The sequence below is a fragment of the Streptococcus mitis genome (assembly GCF_003942965.1).
GTDB lineage: Bacteria > Bacillota > Bacilli > Lactobacillales > Streptococcaceae > Streptococcus > Streptococcus mitis_BH.
Genome location: NZ_RJOG01000020.1, coordinates 17,570 through 36,880 on the forward strand (window position 1 = coordinate 17,570; position 19,311 = coordinate 36,880).

14 protein-coding genes are annotated in these 19,311 nt (G+C 38.2%); 8 read left to right on the forward strand and 6 right to left on the reverse strand.

What is annotated here, in order from left to right; translation table 11 throughout:
* Positions 1–425: 425 nt before the first annotated feature.
* Positions 426–8,126 (forward strand): Rib/alpha-like domain-containing protein, encoded by a 7,701-nt coding sequence (locus tag D8837_RS07020; protein ID WP_125456599.1) that lies wholly within the window; start codon positions 426–428, stop codon positions 8,124–8,126.
* A 112-nt stretch (positions 8,127–8,238) separates the two neighbouring features.
* Here the strand turns inward: D8837_RS07020 and lysS are convergent, their stop codons facing one another.
* From lysS to D8837_RS07045, 5 genes are all read right to left on the reverse strand, one after another.
* A complete protein-coding gene (lysS, locus tag D8837_RS07025; protein ID WP_020902752.1) occupies positions 8,239–9,729 on the reverse strand; it encodes a lysine--tRNA ligase in 1,491 nt (496 codons plus the stop codon).
* Between the two features lie 137 nt (positions 9,730–9,866).
* Positions 9,867–10,484: a histidine phosphatase family protein gene (locus D8837_RS07030; protein ID WP_125456600.1), complete on the reverse strand. Its 618-nt coding sequence runs from the start codon at positions 10,482–10,484 to the stop codon at positions 9,867–9,869.
* Positions 10,484–10,966: an aminoacyl-tRNA deacylase gene (locus D8837_RS07035; protein WP_125456601.1), complete on the reverse strand. Its 483-nt coding sequence runs from the start codon at positions 10,964–10,966 to the stop codon at positions 10,484–10,486. The genes D8837_RS07030 and D8837_RS07035 overlap by 1 nt, the downstream gene beginning before the upstream one ends.
* Positions 10,966–11,808: a DUF368 domain-containing protein gene (locus D8837_RS07040; RefSeq protein ID WP_125456602.1), complete on the reverse strand. Its 843-nt coding sequence runs from the start codon at positions 11,806–11,808 to the stop codon at positions 10,966–10,968. The genes D8837_RS07035 and D8837_RS07040 overlap by 1 nt, the downstream gene beginning before the upstream one ends.
* A gap of 94 nt (positions 11,809–11,902) precedes the next feature.
* Positions 11,903–12,703: a GH25 family lysozyme gene (locus D8837_RS07045; protein WP_125456603.1), complete on the reverse strand. Its 801-nt coding sequence runs from the start codon at positions 12,701–12,703 to the stop codon at positions 11,903–11,905.
* Positions 12,704–12,858: 155 nt separating this feature from the next.
* Here D8837_RS07045 and glmU point away from each other — a divergent pair, with 155 nt between their 5' ends.
* From glmU to D8837_RS07085, 7 genes are all read left to right on the forward strand, one after another.
* Positions 12,859–14,238, forward strand: a complete 1,380-nt coding sequence (gene glmU, locus D8837_RS07050) for a bifunctional UDP-N-acetylglucosamine diphosphorylase/glucosamine-1-phosphate N-acetyltransferase GlmU (RefSeq protein WP_125456604.1) — start codon at positions 12,859–12,861, stop codon at positions 14,236–14,238.
* 9 nt (positions 14,239–14,247) lie between these two features.
* Positions 14,248–14,793, forward strand: a complete 546-nt coding sequence (locus D8837_RS07055) for an NUDIX hydrolase (protein ID WP_125456605.1) — start codon at positions 14,248–14,250, stop codon at positions 14,791–14,793.
* Positions 14,794–14,804: 11 nt separating this feature from the next.
* Positions 14,805–15,116, forward strand: a complete 312-nt coding sequence (macP, locus tag D8837_RS07060; protein WP_125456606.1) for a cell wall synthase accessory phosphoprotein MacP — start codon at positions 14,805–14,807, stop codon at positions 15,114–15,116.
* 16 nt (positions 15,117–15,132) lie between these two features.
* Entirely contained in the window at positions 15,133–15,825 is a 693-nt protein-coding gene (locus D8837_RS07065; RefSeq protein WP_125456607.1) for a 5'-methylthioadenosine/adenosylhomocysteine nucleosidase, read from the forward strand.
* 76 nt (positions 15,826–15,901) lie between these two features.
* Complete coding sequence (rocS, locus tag D8837_RS07070) at positions 15,902–16,393, forward strand: chromosome segregation protein RocS (protein WP_000021242.1); 492 nt, start codon at positions 15,902–15,904, stop codon at positions 16,391–16,393.
* A gap of 204 nt (positions 16,394–16,597) precedes the next feature.
* Positions 16,598–17,188, forward strand: coding sequence for a 3'-5' exonuclease (locus D8837_RS07080; RefSeq protein WP_125456608.1), 591 nt, complete (start codon positions 16,598–16,600; stop codon positions 17,186–17,188).
* A gap of 8 nt (positions 17,189–17,196) precedes the next feature.
* Positions 17,197–18,960 (forward strand): glycerophosphoryl diester phosphodiesterase membrane domain-containing protein, encoded by a 1,764-nt coding sequence (locus D8837_RS07085; protein WP_125456609.1) that lies wholly within the window; start codon positions 17,197–17,199, stop codon positions 18,958–18,960.
* A gap of 72 nt (positions 18,961–19,032) precedes the next feature.
* Here the strand turns inward: D8837_RS07085 and D8837_RS07090 are convergent.
* Positions 19,033–19,311, reverse strand: a 279-nt coding sequence (locus tag D8837_RS07090; protein ID WP_001822250.1) for a YbaB/EbfC family nucleoid-associated protein, incomplete at its 5' end; no start/stop codon positions are given.

The following is a 19,311-nucleotide window of genomic DNA, read 5'->3' on the forward strand; positions in this document are numbered from 1 at the left end:
AAACTAGGCCTTGTTTTTTTATAAATTTTATTTTATAAAGCTGTAGCACCGTCTAAATTTTTTAGCTATTTTGGGCAGTTCTTGTGCATCTAGCTTAATTCTGTAATCCCTTATCTATAGCTAAAACTCAATGAAGACGTAATAAAAAATATCAGAAAATCTCTTTTCAAAATCAAATTATATTAACAATCAAATAATATAAAAAACTCTAAAGTAATATAAATTTTATTTTTGTAAGGGCTTACTAAAAATAGTAGTTTGTAAAATTACTTTAGCGACTATAGCTGAAAATGCTTGATTTATAGGAAAAAAATAGTATAATAAATTGTGGCCTTTTAAAATAAACATACATATTTTAAGGCGAACTTTTTATTTAGCTTCATTAAATATATTAATTGATAATTATCAGAAAAAGGAGTAAGGGAATGTTTAAAACCAAAGGACGACATGTTTGTCAATCGCAGGTGGAGAAATTCACACGTTACAGTATTCGTAAGGTTAGTTTTGGTGCGGCTAGTGTGGCTGTAGCTACTGGACTGTTTTTCCTTGGTGGAGGAAGCGTCCAAGCGGCTGAACAACTAACTAATCCAGAACCTACAGAAGTTCAAAAATCTCAAAATCTAACTGATAAGCCCTCGGAACCCTCTAAGGAAGTTTCAGGACAAGCATCTGCTACTGCTAAAGAGCCCGATGGACAAAATAATACTTCTCTAAAAGAGTCTGCTACTGACAAACAAGCCAGTGAAGCTGAAACTCCAAATGTAGTGACGGAAAAAGTTGCTATTAATACAGCATCATTAGAAGATTTAGTTGCTAAAGCTGAAAGTAGATTAAGTCAATTAGCTGAAGGTAAGAAAACAAAATCAGTCATTGATGATGCTAAAAATTTGGTTCATAAAGCAAAAGAGCTTTTAAATGATGATACAAAAACACAGTCAAACGTTGATGCACTTGCTAAACAACTTTCAAGTAGCCTTATCATTTTAAACAGTATCAATTCAGAAGCAACTGAAGAAGAAAAAGTAAACCAAAACCAAGATTCTAGAAATGGACAAGCTATCCCTGGTAAAGGGGAAAGTGAGTTTAGAGCTGATTCATCTAGTAACGGTGCTACAACTACAGGAACTAGTGATACAATCACACCAACAAATCCAGCGCAACCAACTGCGAAAAATATTATCGGAAGCACAAGTACAGTATCACGAGAAAACTTTACTGGTTGGGATACTTATACAATGCCGTTCGGGAGTCGCCATCCAGGTCAAGGTGATTTAGGTGTTAATACTCCAGAGAAAATAGCAGATGCTGCTGACTTAGAGTTTAGAGTGTTCTCTGATCAAAGAGCTGGTACAAGACCTAGTCCTGGACCATCTAACTATACTTATGATGGTAAAGAGAGTGATGTAAAGGCTCGTATTGACTATGGATTGAAACTTCCTGCTGAAGAAGTCCAAAAAATTATAGAAGAAGCTCCACTATGGCGTGGAAAGCTAAGATATAATGGAACTAGTATTTCAAGTCAAATCCCAGCAACTTACTATGGAAATGGACCTTATGAATATCTGCTTTCTAGTATCTATAAACTTGGATATGAACAAGGTATTGATAAAGTATACATTAAAGATGTAAGTAAACGTATTGAAGTAACAGAAGCTGCTAAAAAGGCTGGTTGGACTGTTTCAGATTTCAATGTGTCCAATTTCCCGAATGGTTTATTTTATGACAAAGCAACAGATAGTGTGCAAGGGGTTGTAACACATAGAAGTCCATTTAACTATCAACAAGTAAAAGCTCGAGTAACGTTTAAAAATACTATTACTGGTAAAAGTGTTACGATTCCACTAGATGATCATAGATTTGGTGGAACAGCATGGAAAGATGGAACACCACCAACACTAGAAATTAACGATACTGTTAAAGAAGGGAAAGTTGGAGAAGCACTAACTGTTCCAGTAGAATATAGAGATGCTGGAGCTTCGCATGCTGGGGTACCAAATGATAGAAGAGTTTCTTATACTTTAACGAATGAAAATGGAACCCCAATTGGACGTACAACTACAATCACAGAAACTGTAGGACGTGCTATTCTGGGTGTTTCTGGAGCGAAGATTACAGGAACGACAGGTACTGGTGCTGCTACTCCTACAGAATTAACAGGAAATGAGACAAAAATTCCAGGTGTAGGTTTCACAATTGCATCAGCTGATATGACTGAGAATAATCCGAATGGATTCAAAGGAACCCCAACTGAAGCTGGAATTTACAGAGTTTCAATTTATGCAAGAGATTATCAAGAGACAAACGCTAATGAGGCATACGCACACGCAACCTTTAAAATTGCACCTTCAGTATCTGTAAAAAATGTTCATGCTTACGATACAGAAGTTCCGATTACAATTTCTAAAGGGGCTTCAGAAGCGACAATTACATTACCAGATGGAACAAATACAAAAATTGTTGCTAAAGATGGTAAATGGGTTGTATCAGAAACAACAAATACTGCTGTAAATGTCAATGATGAAATTGGTACAGTTGGTGAAACTTTCAATCTAAAAGTTCTTCCAACAGCAACAGCAAATGCCGCAACAGATACGATTAACGTAACTGCAAATAGTGAAAATATTACAGCAACGTTTACACGAGCCGAAGTAACATTAAAAACGCAACTAGGAGAAAATGTAGTAGCAACATTCAATAAAACTAGTGGTCGTTGGGAATTATCTGGTGAGACTGCTGAGAAGAAAACTCCTAACAGTGACGGTACAACAACATGGTTAAAACGCGACCTATATGTTGATGTGAATAAAGATGGAGAAACAATCTTTAATGTTTACGAATATACTCGTACATTAAACGCAGAAGGAAAAGTTACAGCCGTTAATAATGTATCTCGTACATTAACGACGTATAAAAAAGAAAATACGGCGAACAGTTCAGCAGATTCAGCAACTGATACTAATAAAGGAATGGTTGTAACTGTTAAATATGATAAAGGATTAAATAAATGGTCTGCTGATGATAACTCTACTGTAACAGCAACAAAAACTGGAGATAAGTGGACGATTTCAACTACATCAGGATTTAAAGGAACAGTTGATGCAGTAGAAACAGTAAGTTCTTCAGATAAAGCGTCTATATTAAATGATGCTCCGTCTATTAGCTCAAGTTTATATACTACTGTAAAAGGTGCTACAGTAGATTTAGTAAAACAAAAATCAGCTGCAGTAACAATTACAGATACAGAAGATGATGCGACAACTGCTCCAAATAAAAAGGAAACAACAGTTACAAAAGTAACATTAACATCTCCTTCAGGAACAGTAACAGAATATAGCAGTGCAGCAGAAGCAGCAACTGTTAAATTATCAGAAGTAGGTACTTACACAGTTAAAGTTGAAGTAAAAGATAGTAACGGAAATATCGTTACTGCAGATACTGAAACGGATACTGGAACAAATAAAGGTGCCGAAACTGCAGTGAATTCAACTACTTATACAATTACGGTGAAAGATCAAGAAACGAATAAATTGTATACAGTTGAAGATGATACTGTAACAAATGATCAGTTGAAAGAAAAAGTAAATCCTACAGTTGTAGACGGCTTTACTCCAACTAAAAATGATATTACAGATATTCCTACAACAGCTAAAAAAGCAGGTCAAACACTAGAAGTGCCAGCAACAGTAACTTATACAAAAGGAACTGAAACAATTCCTGTAGAAACTAAAGTAGATGTTGTAGTTTTACCAAAAGTAGAACCAACAGGTGTAACAGTTCTTAAAGATAGTACTGGTTTAGATGAAGCAGTTAAAGCAAAAGCGGTCGAAGCAGCTAAAGCAGTTCCAACTGATAAATTACCAGATGGTGTAACTGTAAGAGTTAAAGAAGTTAAAGTAGGAACAGTACCAGCAACAACAACAACTGGAGAACAAAAATCAGCAATAGCAGTTGTAGAGTATGTAAAAGATGGTAAAGTAGTTGCTACTAGAGAAGTAACAGTACCAGTAACAGTAGTAGGTTCAACAGCTAAGAAATTAGTAGTATTTGAAGGCGATACAGTTACAAAAGATGATGTGAAAGGTGCTGTAACAGCAGGTATAGATGGAACAAAAGGTGAACCTGTTATTGCTGATGATATTACTGCTAAAGCAGGAAATAAAGAAGCGACAATCCCGGTAACATATGATAATGGTAAGTTAACCGAAACTGTGAAAGTTCCAGTAACAGTTTTACCAAAACCAGAAGCAGATGAAATTCTTGTTCCTAAAAATGGTGACAAAGATAAAGCAAAAGAAAAAGTACTTGCTCAAGCTGAAAAAGCGATTGCTGATGGAACATTTACAGGTAAACTACCACAAGGTGCTAGAGTTGAGATTGATAAAACAGCTACAGTAACAGTTCCTGACTTAACAGATGATACTGAAGTGGATGTGACTGTTAAATACATTGTAGATGATGAAGAGAAAACAACAACTGTTAAAGTACCAGTTACAGTAGTTGAAGGTATACCACAAATCGTCCCAGTGGATGAAAACAACAAACAACCAGATCCAGAAAAGAGCATTGATAAAACAGATTATCCAGAAGGATCAACGTTTAGATATAAAACTCCAGAAGGACAAACAACTCCAATTGATGTAACAACAACTGGTGATAAGAATGTGATTGTTGAAGTACTTGATCCACAAGGAAATACAATCGTTGAAGTACCAGCAACTGTACGTGTAGTAGATAGTACACCACAATTTGTAGTAGCAAATCCAGCTAAGAAACAACCTGAAGCGAAAGATAGTGTTACACCAGGAGAATATCCAGATGGCACAAAATTTGAATATAAAACACCAGTAGATACAACAACTGCAGGTGAAAAAGATGTAACTGTTGTAGCTAAGTTAAATGGTCAACCAATTGCAGAAGTTCCTGCGAAAGTAGTAGTTGTAGATCCTAAGACACAATACGTAGTAGCAGATCCAAGCAAACCACAACCGGATGCAGCTAAGAGCATTGATCCAGAACAATACCCAGAAGGAACAACATTTGAGTACAAGACTCCAGTAGATACAACAACACCAGGAGAAAAAGATGTAGTTGTCATTGCAAAAGATGGAAATGATACACTTGTAGAAGTACCAACAAAAGTGAAAGTTGTACAAGGTTACCCACAAATTGTTCCAGTAGATGAAGGTAAGAAACAACCATCACCTGAAGATAGCATTGATTCGAATGATTACCCAGATGATGCAACATTTGAGTATAAAGAAGAAGTAGATACATCTAAACCAGGTGATAAGAAAGTTACCGTTGTTGTGAAACAAGGGGATAAGGTATTAGTTGAAGTGCCATCTACAGTTCGTGTAGTGGAAAGTTATCCTAAATATGTACCAGTAGACCCAGCTAAGAAACAGCCAGATCCAAAAGAAAACATTAATCCAAATGATTTCCCAACTGGAACAATATTTGAATATAAAGATAACACTCCAGTAGATACAACAACACCAGGTGATAAACCAGTAACGGTGGTAGCTAAGCTGAATGGACAACCAATTACAGAAATTCCAGCGACAATTGTAGTAGTAGAACCTAAGACACAATATGTCCCTGTGAATGCTGAAAATGATAAGAAACCAAAACCAAAAGATAGCATCACTCCAGATGATTATCCAGAAGGTTCAACATTTGAATACAAAACTCCAGAAGGACAAGCAACTCCATATGATGGAACAACACCGGGTGAAAAAGATGTTACTGTAGTCGTGAAAGATTCGGATGGAGATACAATTGTAGAAGTACCTGCGAAGATTAAAGTCGTTCAAGGTAAAGAACAATTAACTCCAGTAAATGCTGAAGATAAAGATAAACCTAAAGCTGAAGATAGTATCACACCAAGTGATTATCCAGAAGGTTCAACGTTCGAATACAAAGTTCCAGAAGGACAAACAACTCCATATGATGGATCAACACCAGGTGATAAAATAGTTACTGTAGTTGTAAAAGATAAAGATGGGAAAGTGTTAGTAGAAGTTCCAGCTACTATTAAAGTAGTTGAAACAAAACCAACACCAATTGAAACACCTGTAACAAATACGCCATTAAAAGAAGAAGACTATACTAGAGGTCTAAATATTCCAGACGGAGCAACAGCTAAAGTAGGAGACTTACCAGATTTAACAACACCTGGAGAAAAAACTCCTGTAAAAGTAACGATTACATTACCAAATGGTAAATCTTATACTGTAGATATTCCTGTAACAGTCACACCAGTTAAGGAAATTGAAACACCAGTTACAACAGCTAAATTGACTCCAGAAGATATCTTGAAACAAATCAAAGTACCAGAAGGAGCAACAACTAAGGTAGGAGATCTTCCAGACCTAACAACACCAGGTAAGAAAGACCCAGTGAAAGTAACGATTACATTACCAAATGGTAAAGGAGTGACAGTAGACGTACCAGTAACAGTAACACCAGTTAAGGAAATCGAAACACCAGTAACGAAAGGTAAATTGACTCCAGAAGATATCTTGAAACAAATCAAAGTACCAGAAGGAGCAACAACTAAGGTAGGAGATCTTCCAGACTTAACAACACCTGGTAAGAAGGATCCTGTAAAAGTAACGATTACATTACCAAATGGCAAAGTAGTGACAGTAGACGTACCAGTGAATGTAACACCAATTACACCAATTGAAACACCAGTAACAACAGCTAAATTGACTCCAGAGGATATTTTAAAACAAATCAAAGTACCAGAAGGAGCAACAACTAAGGTAGAAAACATTCCAGACTTAACAACACCTGGTAAGAAGGATCCTGTAAAAGTAACGATTACATTACCAAACGGTAAAGTTGTGACTGTAGAAATTCCAGTAAATGTTACACCTATTGAAGATATTGTTAAAAAACAAGGAGATCCAATTACTGCTGAGGATGTTGAAAAACACATTCCAAAAGGAGTAAAAGTTATCAATATTGGTGATAAACCTACAACAGATATTCCAGGTGAAAGACCAAGTATCCCAGTAGAGATTGAATTACCAAATGGAATTCGAGTAACGATGAACATTCCAGTAATCGTAACACCGAAAGTAACACCTGTAGTAGTTCAAGTAGGAACACCAGTTACGCCAGAAGATGTTCAGAAACATATTGAATTACCAAATGGATGGAAGGTAACAAAAGTAGGAGAAATTCCAACAACAACTACACCAGGAACAAAACCAGTCGTTCCAGTAGAGATTGAATTACCAGATGGTCGTAAGATTACTGTCGATGTACCAGTCATCGTTACGCCAACCGTAAGACAAATTGTTGTACCACAAGGAACTCCAATCACACCAGACGATGTGAAAGGACATATTGATCTTCCAAAAGAACCAGGATGGGAAATTGTCGAAGTAGGAGAAATCCCAACAACAATTCCAGCTGGAGTGAAACCAAGTGTTAAAGTGAAGATTAAAGTTCCTACTGGAGAAATTGTTGAAGTAGATGTACCAGTAATCGTAACATCAAAAGTAACGCCAATTGTAGTAGAAGTGGGAACGCCAATTACCGAAGAAGATGTTAAGAAGAAAGTAGAACTACCAGAAGGATGGGAAATTGTTGAGGTCGGAGAAATTCCAACAACAGAAACACCAGGAACAAAACCAGTTGTTAAGGTAAAAGTTAAACTACCTGACGGTCGTATTATTACAGTGGAAGTTCCTGTAACAGTAACGCCTAAATCACAAAGTGGTGGAGGAGTCATTTCTCAAAATGGCGATTCAACTGTTCAGATTGTAACGGAATATCTTGATGAAAATGGTAACAGAATTACTTCAGATAAAGAAGGAAAACACAATCCAATAGAGTTGGAAGGATATAAATTTAGTCATTCAACAACTGATGCTAAAGGAAATACACTACATCACTATAAGAAAGTGACAAACCCAATCAATCAAGAGCAACCAAGCTCTCCAGAGACTCCTACAACTCCAGAAAAACCAGTAGCTGTTGAAACAGCCGTAGCCAATGACAAGAAGGAATTACCAAATACTGGTACAGAAGATAAGAGTAATTTAGCTAGTCTTGGACTTCTTGGAATGTTGGGTACATTCGGACTTGTAGCTCGTAAGAAAAAAGAAGACTAAGAAAGAAACTTCCTTTCTAAAGTTCGATAAAAAAATAGACTGAGGTGAAAACTTCAGTCTATTTCTTTTGGCTATGAAAATATCCTCTGGCAAGAACCAGAGGATAAGAGTATTATTTCATTGTTGGGAAGAGCAATACATCACGGATAGTGGTTGTATCAGTGAGGAGCATGCAGAGACGGTCGATACCGATTCCCAAACCACCTGTTGGTGGCATACCGTATTCAAGGGCCTCAATGTAGTCGTAGTCGATGCCTGTCGCTTCATCGTCACCAAGTTCTTTTGCTTTTGCTTGAGCTTCAAAACGACTAAGTTGGTCGATTGGGTCGTTGAGCTCAGTAAAGGCATTTCCATACTCTTTGGTCATGATGAAGAGTTCGAAACGGTCAGTAAAGCGTTCATCTTCAGGATTCTTCTTAGCTAGTGGAGATACAGCTACTGGATGTCCATAGACAAAGGTTGGTTGGATCAAGGTTTCTTCAACAAACTCTTCAAAGAAGGCATTGATAATGTGGCCAACTTCAGTGTAGTGTTTCTCAACAGGAACTTTCTTCTCAGCAGCAATAGCTTTGGCTTCCTCGAAAGTCATGTCTTGCCAGAAATCGACACCAGTAATTTCTTTGATAGCATCCACCATGTGAACACGCTTAAATGGTTCATTGATTTTGATTTCAGTGCCTTGGTAGTTAACTGGGCCATCGCCCTTAACTGATTTAGCAGCATGTTGGATAATACCTTCAGTCAAGTCCATGATGTCTTGGAAATCTGCATAAGCTTGGTAAACTTCGATAGAAGTAAATTCAGGGTTATGAGTGGCATCCATTCCCTCGTTACGGAAGATACGGCCGATTTCATAGACGCGTTCCATACCACCGACGATAAGGCGTTTCAAGTGAAGCTCAGTCGCGATACGAAGCACCATGTCAATGTTTTGGGCATTGTGGTGGGTGATAAATGGACGGGCTGCCGCACCACCAGCTTCGTTGTGAAGAACAGGTGTTTCCACTTCAAGGAAACCTTTTTGGTCAAGGTAACGACGGATTTCAGAGATGATTTTTGAACGAGTGACAAAGCGCTCAAAGCTTTCACGGTTAGAAATCAAGTCAAGGTAACGTTTACGGTAAATTGTTTCAACGTCTGTCAAACCGTGGAATTTCTCAGGAAGTGGGCGAAGTGCTTTAGACAAATGAGTGATGTGAGTAGCTTTGATAGAGAGTTCTCCCATATCTGTACGCATCACTTCACCTTCGACACCAAGGAAGTCACCAAGGTCTGCTTTTTTGAAGATTTCATAGTTTTCTTCACCGACAGCATCCTTACGAACGTAAATCTGGATTTGACCTTCGCGGTCTTGAAGGTGGGCAAAACCTACTTTACCTTTACCACGTTTGGTTACCAAGCGTCCTGCGATAGTAGCTGTTTCGTTTTTATCGTGTAATTGTTCTTTATCGAGGTCGGCATATTTATCTTTTAATTCTTGTGAATTTGCAGTGCGTTCAAAACGTTTTCCGAAAGGATCGATTCCTTGTTCACGGAGCGCAGCCATTTTTTCACGGCGAACGATCTGCTGGTCATTTAATTCTTCCATATGTTCTGTTGACATGGGATCCTCCTAGTTTTACTCAAAATTGAATACGATGAGTCTTTTTTTGCGATACTCCCATTTTATCATAAATAAGCAAGAAATTCACGGATAATCTTTAAAAACTAAAAAGAACTTGACGCTAAAATCAAGTTCTGTTATTGATAGGAAGTATCATTCCAAGTATCGAGTGTAAATGTTTCAAAATCATGAGTTTCTAAAATTGTCAGGCTGGCATTTGCTAGGCCTCCATCTTTACGAAGAAGAGGTTCTTTATAACCTAAAAGAGTACGGAGACTGGCAGTAAGATTGGCACCGTGACCGACAATTAGAATACGCTCAGCTGGACTATCTTTTAATGATTTGATAAATTGGATGGTCCGTTGCGTGGTGCTATAGAGGGATTCGGCTCCGAACATTTGAGTGTCAAATTGAGCAAGATTAGATCGAAAAGCTTTGATTTGTTGTGGGTAAATAGCTTCCAAGGTTGCGATTTTCAAACCTTCTAACTTCCCAAGTTGCCATTCACGGAGATTAGGGACACTTTCTAAAGGACAGGGGGTCTGGAGTTGACTTTGGATAATTTCAGCAGATTTGACCGCTCGAGGTAAATCACTTGAATAGATCTGATCAAAAGAAATTTCCTTGAGATACTGGCCTAGTCGTTTTAGGGTTTCAATGGATTCAGGAAGAAGGGGAGAATCTCCACTAGCACCTTGAAAGCGTCCTTCTTGGTTCCAGACTGTACGACCGTGGCGGACAAAGTAGAGTTTCATTACTTGCTGTCCTCCAAGATATCTGCAAAGTCGGCCTTTACAAAGCTGGCCAAGTCTTGTGGCGCGACGATAATGCTGTGACCAACTTCACCAGCGGATACAATCATTTGATTCAAGTCTAGGGCGATTTTATCGATAAAAATGGGGTAATTGTGTTTCTGACGAATTCCGACAGGATTATTGGCTCCATGAATATAACCTGTTGTTTTTTCCAAGTCCTTTTGTGGAATCATGCTCACTTTTTTGTTGCCAGAAATTTTAGCTAGTTTCTTTTCAGACAAGTGTTGAGTGATAGGGACAATTCCGATAATTGGTCCTGTTTTATCTCCCAAAAGAGCCAAGGTTTTGAAAATCTGATCTCGTTCATAACCTTGAGGCAGCTCTCCTTCCAGGGCATTGATTTGAATTCCCTGATGTGGGATAGCTGCTTTAGATAGGATTTGTTCCACCAATGTTTTTTTAATTTTAACTTTTTTTGCCATTATTTATACTTATCCTCCAANTGGCTCATCCAAATACCAAGCCAGATTCCCAGTGCAAAGAAGAAGGCGATGATGACATACCCAACAAGAGAAACACCAGTGTATTGGATACTTTCAGCGTTTCCTGCATTTGGAATCAAGATCAAAAGGGTACTTGATAGGACGATACCGATGATGAAATGATAGACGCGTGAGTGGTAGTTGTTTAAGGCATAATCCATCAATTTTGAAAAAATAATGAGAGTTGCACCTGCCCCGATTCCAATCGGGAAGAAGGTTCCCAAGAGGTCAAAGGTTTTAAAACCAGTCAACATAGGAGCATAGAGACCCAAAATCAAAAGTAGATTTGATGGACTGAGGCCAGGAACTAATACGCCAAGAGCCAGCAGTGCACCTGCTAGGACGAAATTAAGAAAGTTGGCGCTCAAGGTTCCAACGACAAAATTTAAGGCATAGAGTCCTAATCCAGAAATGATAAAGGTTGTCCAGAACCAAGCTAAATCAATCTTGTCTCGGTCAGATTCTCGAGTTGATTCTTTGAGAAGGCTAGGAACTGTACCAATGATGGCACCCGCAAAGCTCCATAAGACAAAGACCTGATAATTTTCAAGTAGGTATTCAATCGGGTAGGAAAATAAGCCGATTCCCAGAAGCATACCGATGGCAACTGGAATAAAGTACAAAACATTTTCTTTAAAATCTTTAAAGGGATGGGCCAGAAAACTAATTATTCGTTCATAAATTCCTAAGATTGCTGCTAGAACCCCTCCAGAAATTCCCGGTAAGATAAATCCAAGAGCAATGACAATCCCTTTAATAACACGTGCTAACCATGAGAGCATATACTTCCTCCAACTATTTCTATTTCAAAAAATCCTTACTATATTGTATCACAATCAAACACAAAAAGAAAAAGCAAATGATAAACAAATGCTTTTAAGGTTTTAAAAAGATTTTTCTAAAGGTTTCTTCTTTGTTTTTGAAGGAAGAGATGACGTTGATATCCAAATCGTGGTCAAAGCCAGCAATTTTCCCTTTAGAAGTGTATTGGTGAATATCATAATCTAAGTCTGTATTAGGTTTGCTTTCGAAAAATCCAGTATTTGAACCATAGGAAGGAATCCAAACAGACGTAAACTTGTTTGTATCAATACTGTGTTCTTCCATGAAATAGACCCCAACGTAGATTCCGATGTTTTTAGCGCCTAGAGATTCTAGTTTTGCTCGAAAGGCTTCAACACCTTCGTTCATATTGGACATGGTTTTTTCTTCTACGTCTAGCCAATAGTAGCTAGGGTTGTATGGCGATGAAGCGTTATAAAAACTTTCAGCAGCTTTTTCCATTTCTTGGGTGCTTTTACCTGCCACGTAAGCATAAACACCAACAGGGATATTACGTTTCTGAAATTCACCAATGTGTGATTGGAAAGCCTTATCTAGACCATTTATATATGAAGCATCGTTTTGCTTGGCAGTTTGAGCCCCACTGTGGACACGAACAATTGCTCCTGAAATGTTTTGGGAGAGAGTATCATAATTGATTTCTTCAGGGCGTTGCCAACCAGAAACATCAATAATTGGTTTATCTAACTTCTGAAGTGCCTGGGTTTCGATTTGGACAAAGTTTGATTTTGTTTTTATGGGATGCTCCTCAAAACGAGGACGATTTAGGATTAAAATGAAAATCATAAGTCCAAAAAAGCTATATAAAATAAGCGGATTAATTTTCTTTCTCATACATCCTAATTCTACCTTAAAATTGCTAAAAAATCAAAAAAAAATACTTAAAAAGTAACATAGGAAAGGACTTTAGAGCATTTTTCCATTCAATAGCGCGTAATGATTTGAAATATGGTATAATAAAAGGGAATTTCTAGAGAAAAGAGAAGATTATGTCAAATTATGCCATTATTTTAGCAGCGGGTAAAGGAACTCGTATGAAATCTGATTTGCCAAAAGTTTTGCACAAGGTTGCGGGTATTTCTATGCTGGAACATGTCTTCCGTAGTGTGGGAGCTATCCAACCTGAAAAGACAGTCACAGTTGTCGGACACAAGGCGGAATTGGTTGAGGAAGTCTTGGCTGGACAGACAGAATTTGTAACTCAATCTGAACAGTTAGGAACTGGTCATGCGGTTATGATGACAGAGCCTATCTTGGAAGGTTTGTCAGGTCACACCTTGGTTATTGCAGGAGATACTCCTTTAATCACTGGTGAAAGCTTGAAAAACTTGATTGATTTCCACATCAATCATAAAAATGTGGCCACTATCTTGACTGCTGAAACAGATAATCCTTTTGGCTATGGACGAATTGTTCGTAATGACAATGCTGAGGTTCTTCGCATTGTGGAGCAGAAGGATGCTACAGATTTTGAAAAGCAAATCAAGGAAATCAACACTGGAACATATATTTTTGATAACGAGCGTTTGTTTGAGGCTTTGAAAAATATCAATACCAACAACGCTCAAGGTGAATACTATATCACAGATGTCATTGGCATTTTCCGAGAAGCTGGTGAAAAAGTTGGCGCTTATACTTTGAAAGATTTTGATGAGAGTCTTGGAGTAAATGACCGTGTAGCACTTGCGACAGCTGAGTCGGTTATGCGTCGCCGCATCAATCACCAACACATGGTCAATGGTGTTAGCTTTGTCAATCCAGAAGCAACTTATATCGATATTGATGTTGAGATTGCTCCTGAAGTTCAAATCGAAGCCAATGTTACCTTGAAGGGGCAAACGAAAATTGGTGCTGAGACTGTTTTGACAAATGGTACTTATGTAGTGGATAGCACTATCGGAGCAGGAGCTGTTATTACCAACTCAATGATTGAAGAAAGTAGTGTTGCAGACGGTGTGACAGTCGGTCCTTATGCCCACATTCGTCCAGGTTCATCTCTAGGTGCCCAAGTCCATATTGGTAACTTTGTTGAGGTGAAAGGTTCTTCAATCGGTGAGAATACCAAGGCTGGTCATTTGACTTATATTGGAAACTGTGAAGTGGGTAGCAAGGTTAATTTTGGTGCTGGAACCATTACAGTCAACTATGACGGCAAAAACAAATACAAGACAGTCATTGGCAACAATGTCTTTGTTGGTTCAAATTCAACCATTATTGCGCCAGTAGAACTTGGTGACAATTCCCTCGTTGGTGCGGGTTCAACTATTACCAAAGACGTTCCAGCGGATGCTATTGCTATTGGTCGTGGACGTCAGGTCAATAAAGACGAATATGCAACACGCCTTCCTCATCATCCTAATAATCAGTAGGAGTCTGTCATGGAATTTGAAGAAAAAACGCTTAGCCGAAAAGAAATCTATCAAGGGCCAATTTTTAAACTGGTCCAAGATCAGGTTGAATTACCAGAAGGTAAGGGAACTGCCCAACGGGATTTGATTTTCCACAATGGAGCTGTCTGTGTTTTAGCAGTAACGGATGAGCAAAAACTTATCTTGGTCAAGCAGTACCGCAAAGCTATTGAGGCTGTCTCTTACGAAATTCCAGCTGGAAAATTGGAAGTAGGAGAAAATACAGACCCTGTTGCAGCAGCTCTGCGTGAATTAGAGGAAGAAACAGCCTATACAGGGAAATTAGAACTCTTGTACGATTTTTACTCAGCCATTGGCTTTTGTAATGAAAAGTTAAAATTATACCTAGCAAGTGATTTGACGAAAGTGGAAAACCCGCGTCCGCAGGATGAAGATGAGACCTTGGAAGTCCTTGAAGTGAGCTTAGAAGAAGCCAAGAAATTAATCCAAGCAGGTCATATATGTGATGCCAAAACAATTATGGCTGTTCAATACTGGGAATTGCAGAAAAGATAGAGGAGGTCAGTATGGGTAAACCTTTATTAACGGATGAAATGATTGAAAGGGCTAATAGAGGCGAAAAGATTTCAGGTCCCCCTTTGCTAGATGATGAGGAGACAAAAATTTTACCAACCTCTTCTTCCCGTTTTGGTTATGCCAATCCTAAGAATCATGGTTTTAGCCAGGAAACCTTGAAGATTCAGGTCGAACCGTCTATTCATAAAAGCCGTCGCATTGAAAATACCAAGAGAAATGTCTTCAATTCTAAACTGAATAAAATCTTATTTGCAGTCATCTTTCTCTTGATTTTGCTTGTCTTAGCAATGAAACTTTTGTAATAGAAAAGGAATTGAAATGAAAATAGGAATTATTGCGGCTATGCCAGAAGAACTGGCTTATCTGGTCCAGCATTTAGACAATGCCCAGGAGCAAGTTGTTTTAGGCAATACCTATCACACAGGAACCATTGCTTCTCATAAAGTCGTTCTTGTAGAAAGTGGAATTGGTAAGGTCATGTCTGCTATGAGTGTAGCGATTTTAGCTGATCATTTTCAAGTGGATGCTTTGATTAATACTGGATCAGCTGGGGCAGTAGCAGAGGGTATTGCTGTTGGGGATGTTGTGATTGCAGACAAATTAGCCTATCATGACGTGGATGTCACAGCTTTTGGCTATGCTTATGGACAAATGGCGCAACAACCGCTTTATTTCAAATCAGATAAAAACTTTGTTGCCAAAATCCAAGAGAGTTTATCTCAATTGGACCAAAAATGGCATCTTGGATTGATTGCTACAGGAGATAGTTTTGTTGCAGGAAATGACAAGATAGAAGTGATTAAGTCCCATTTCCCAGATGTTTTGGCTGTTGAGATGGAGGGGGCAGCTATTGCTCAGGCAGCGCATGCCCTTAATCTTCCAGTTTTAGTTATCCGAGCTATGAGTGATAATGCCAACCATGAAGCAAACATCTCTTTTGATGAGTTTATTATCGAAGCTGGACGTCGCTCTGCCCAAGTCTTATTAGCCTTTTTGAAGGCCTTAAATTAAGCGAAAATTTGACAGTTTTTCTAGCTTATGATAAGATTTAAGTAAAGAAAAGCTAGAAAACGTTTCAGAGGATATTATGAGTATTGAAATGACCGTCAGTGAGATTGCAGAGGTCTTAGGATTATCTCGCCAAGCAATCAATAACCGTGTCAAAGAATTACCAGAAGAAGACACAGATAAAAATGACAAAGGGGTAACAGTCGTTACCAGAAGTGGCTTGATTAAGCTAGAAGAAATCTATAAAAAAACGATTTTTGAAGATGAGCCTGTCAGTGAAGATGTCAAGCAACGTGAACTGATGGAGATTCTGGTTGATGAGAAGAATGCAGAAATTCTTCGTCTTTATGAACAATTAAAAGCCAAGGATCGTCAGTTATCAGAAAAAGACGAGCAGATGCGTATCAAAGACCGTCAGATTGCTGAGAAAGACAAACAACTCGATCAGCAGCAACAATTGACCCTTCAAGCCATGAAGGATCAAGAAAATCTTAAGCTAGAGCTGGACCAAGCAAAAGAAGAAGTCCAATCAACTAAGAAAGGCTTTTTTGCTCGTTTATTTGGAGGATAATCAAGGAGCTGTTTAGGTTAAATGCTAACCTGATGGCTTCTTTTGTTTCTAAATAGTATAGTTGCTCAAGTAATACTCAATGAAAATCAAAGAGCAAACTAGGAAACTAGCCGCAGGCTGTACTTGAGTACGGCAAGGCGACGTTGACGTGGTTTGAATTTGATTTTCGAAGAGTATAAAATAACAGTATAGGAGAGGTATAGAATGGAACGATTAGAAGATTACATTGCTTTTGATTTAGAATTTAATCAGCATGAAGGGCAAACACACTTGATTCAAGTATCGGCAGTACGTTTTAGAGATGGCCAGGAAATCGATGCCTATGATTCCTATGTCCACACTAGTGTGCCTCTAAAGAGTTTTATCAATGGTTTGACTGGGATTACGGCTGAGACCTTAAAAGATGCTCCTCCAGTGGAGAAAGTTATAAAAGAATTCCAAGAGTTTGTGGGTTCTTTACCCATGGTAGGCTACAATGCTGCTAAAAGTGATTTGCCTATTCTAGCAGAGCATGGTTTAGACTACAGCCAGCAGTATAAGGTGGATTTGTATGATGAAGCTTTTGAACGTCGGAGTTCGGATTTACATGGTATTGCTAATCTCAAATTGCAAACCGTTGCCTCGTTTCTTGGATTTCAAGGTCAGTCTCATAATAGCTTAGAGGATGCTCGGATGACGGCGCGTGTTTACGAGTCCTTTCTAGAATCGGACCAAGCTAGAGAATTGTTAGAGACAGAAAGTAGTCTATCAAACAATCCTTTTGGAGGCTTGGACTTGTCTCAATTATTTGACTAGGAGTGCCTATGAAACCTGAAAAACCTAAAAATCTAGGTTTTAAGCAGATATACTTTAATCTAGATAAAATTCTCTTTCTCTTTTTCTTGACTTTCATGATGATTGAGTTTGTCTGGTTACCATCAAATTCTTGGATTGCTGGACTTTTGCTCCGTCAGACAGGTTATCTCTTTCTTTCCTACAACAATATTTTTGCTATTATAACAGGCTCACCCTTTATTAGTCTTGCTTTAATTGTTCTGGTAATTGTTAATTTACTGATTGCCTATTTTCAAATAGGACTCCTCTTTATTGGTGCTCGTCATTTATTATGTCATGAAAAGAGGACCTTGCTGGAGTATAGTCGCAAGGTCTTTCACCAAAGTTTCTTGTTTATGAAGCAAGTGACGTTTGCCAAGATAGCCTTTATCTTCTTTTATGTCATGATGCTCTTTCCATTGATTCGAAAGATTTTAAAGATTTATTACCTCAATAAAATTGTCATTCCAGACTTTATCGTTGATTATGTGGAAGACAAGTATTGGCTTGTAGGTATAGTGGTTACTATTTTGGCTTTACTTCTATTTTACATTTCAGTGCGTTTCATGTTTGCCCTCCCTCAGCTTTTATTTGAGAAAAAAACAGTCAAAGAAGCAGTCAGATACAGTCTAGAGAAGACAAAAAATCACTCCTGGTTTTATATTTGGAACTTGCTTTGGATTATCGTCAAAACGTATCTATTTTTCATTCTTCTGTTGATTCCTATCTTAGCAAGTCAGGCACTGATGGATGGAGTGACTCATAAGGAATCTCTTGTAATGGGAATTATCAATTTTGTCTTAATTAAGAATTTCCACTATATGGCCTTGACCTATTTCCTTATTAAGTTTGTATCCTTCTTGACAGGTGAAGAACTAGAAATCACACCAAGGAGAAAGAAAGACCACTGGATGAGATGGGGAGTGATGGGCTGTGCCGGCATCTTTTTCGCTCTTGAGGGGTATGTCTATTTGGAAGCTCCAGTTGCCAATAAACCTTTAATTATCTCTCACAGGGGAGTATCTAATAAGAATGGTGTGCAAAATACAGTCCAATCTTTAGAAAAGACGGCTCAGTTATCTCCAGATTTCGTTGAGACGGATGTTCAGGAAACGAAAGATGGCCAGTTTGTCATGATGCATGATGCTAATATCAAGAATTTGACAGGAGTTAATGCCAATCCTCAGGATCTCACTTTGGAAGAATTAACCAAACTCGATATTTCAGAAAATGGCTATCATAGCAAGGTGTCTAGTTTTGATGACTATCTCAATAAAGCCAATGAATTGCATCAAAAACTCCTCATTGAAATTAAAACCAGTCGAAAAGATAGTCCAGATATGATGAAACGCTTTATGGAAAAATATGGAACGGTTCTTAAGCAGAATGGTCACCAAATGCAATCCTTGGACTACCATGTGATTGATCAGGTTTTAGCCTACGATACTCAAATTCCAGTCTTTTTTATCTTACCTTATAATAGTATTTTTCCAAGAACCAAGGCTACAGGTTATACCATGGAGTATTCAACTTTAGATGAAAATTTTGTCAACAAGCTTTGGAATACCGATCAGAAATTGTACGTGTGGACCATCAATAGTTCAGAGTCCTTTGATAAATCTGTTCATTTGGGTGCAGACGGCATGATAACGGATGACTTGGAAATGATTCAAGATCAGGTTACCATTGCCCAAGAAGACCCAGAGTATACTGAATTGCTTTTCAAACAGGCTATGGAATTCTTTGATTTTTAGTAAGCAAAAAGAGGAACAGTTGTTCCTCCCACGATAGGCAAGCATTCTCTTGAATGCTTGTTTTTCTTATGATTAGAATGGCAATTTTCCAGCGAAAGCGCCTAGTTTTTTCTTAGTCGTTTCATCGATTTGTTCAAGAGCAGAGTTGATGGCTTGAACAGTCATATCTGAAAGAGTTTCAAGGTCTTCTGGATCAACAACAGCTGGATTGAAGTCGATGCTGACAACTTTTTTGTCACCAGTTAGGGTCGCTTGGACAAGGTCTTGAGCAGATTTGCCAACAAATTGCATAGCAGCAAGTTCAGCTTGGCTTTGTTCCATTTGTTTTTGAAGTTTTTGTGCTTGACGCAT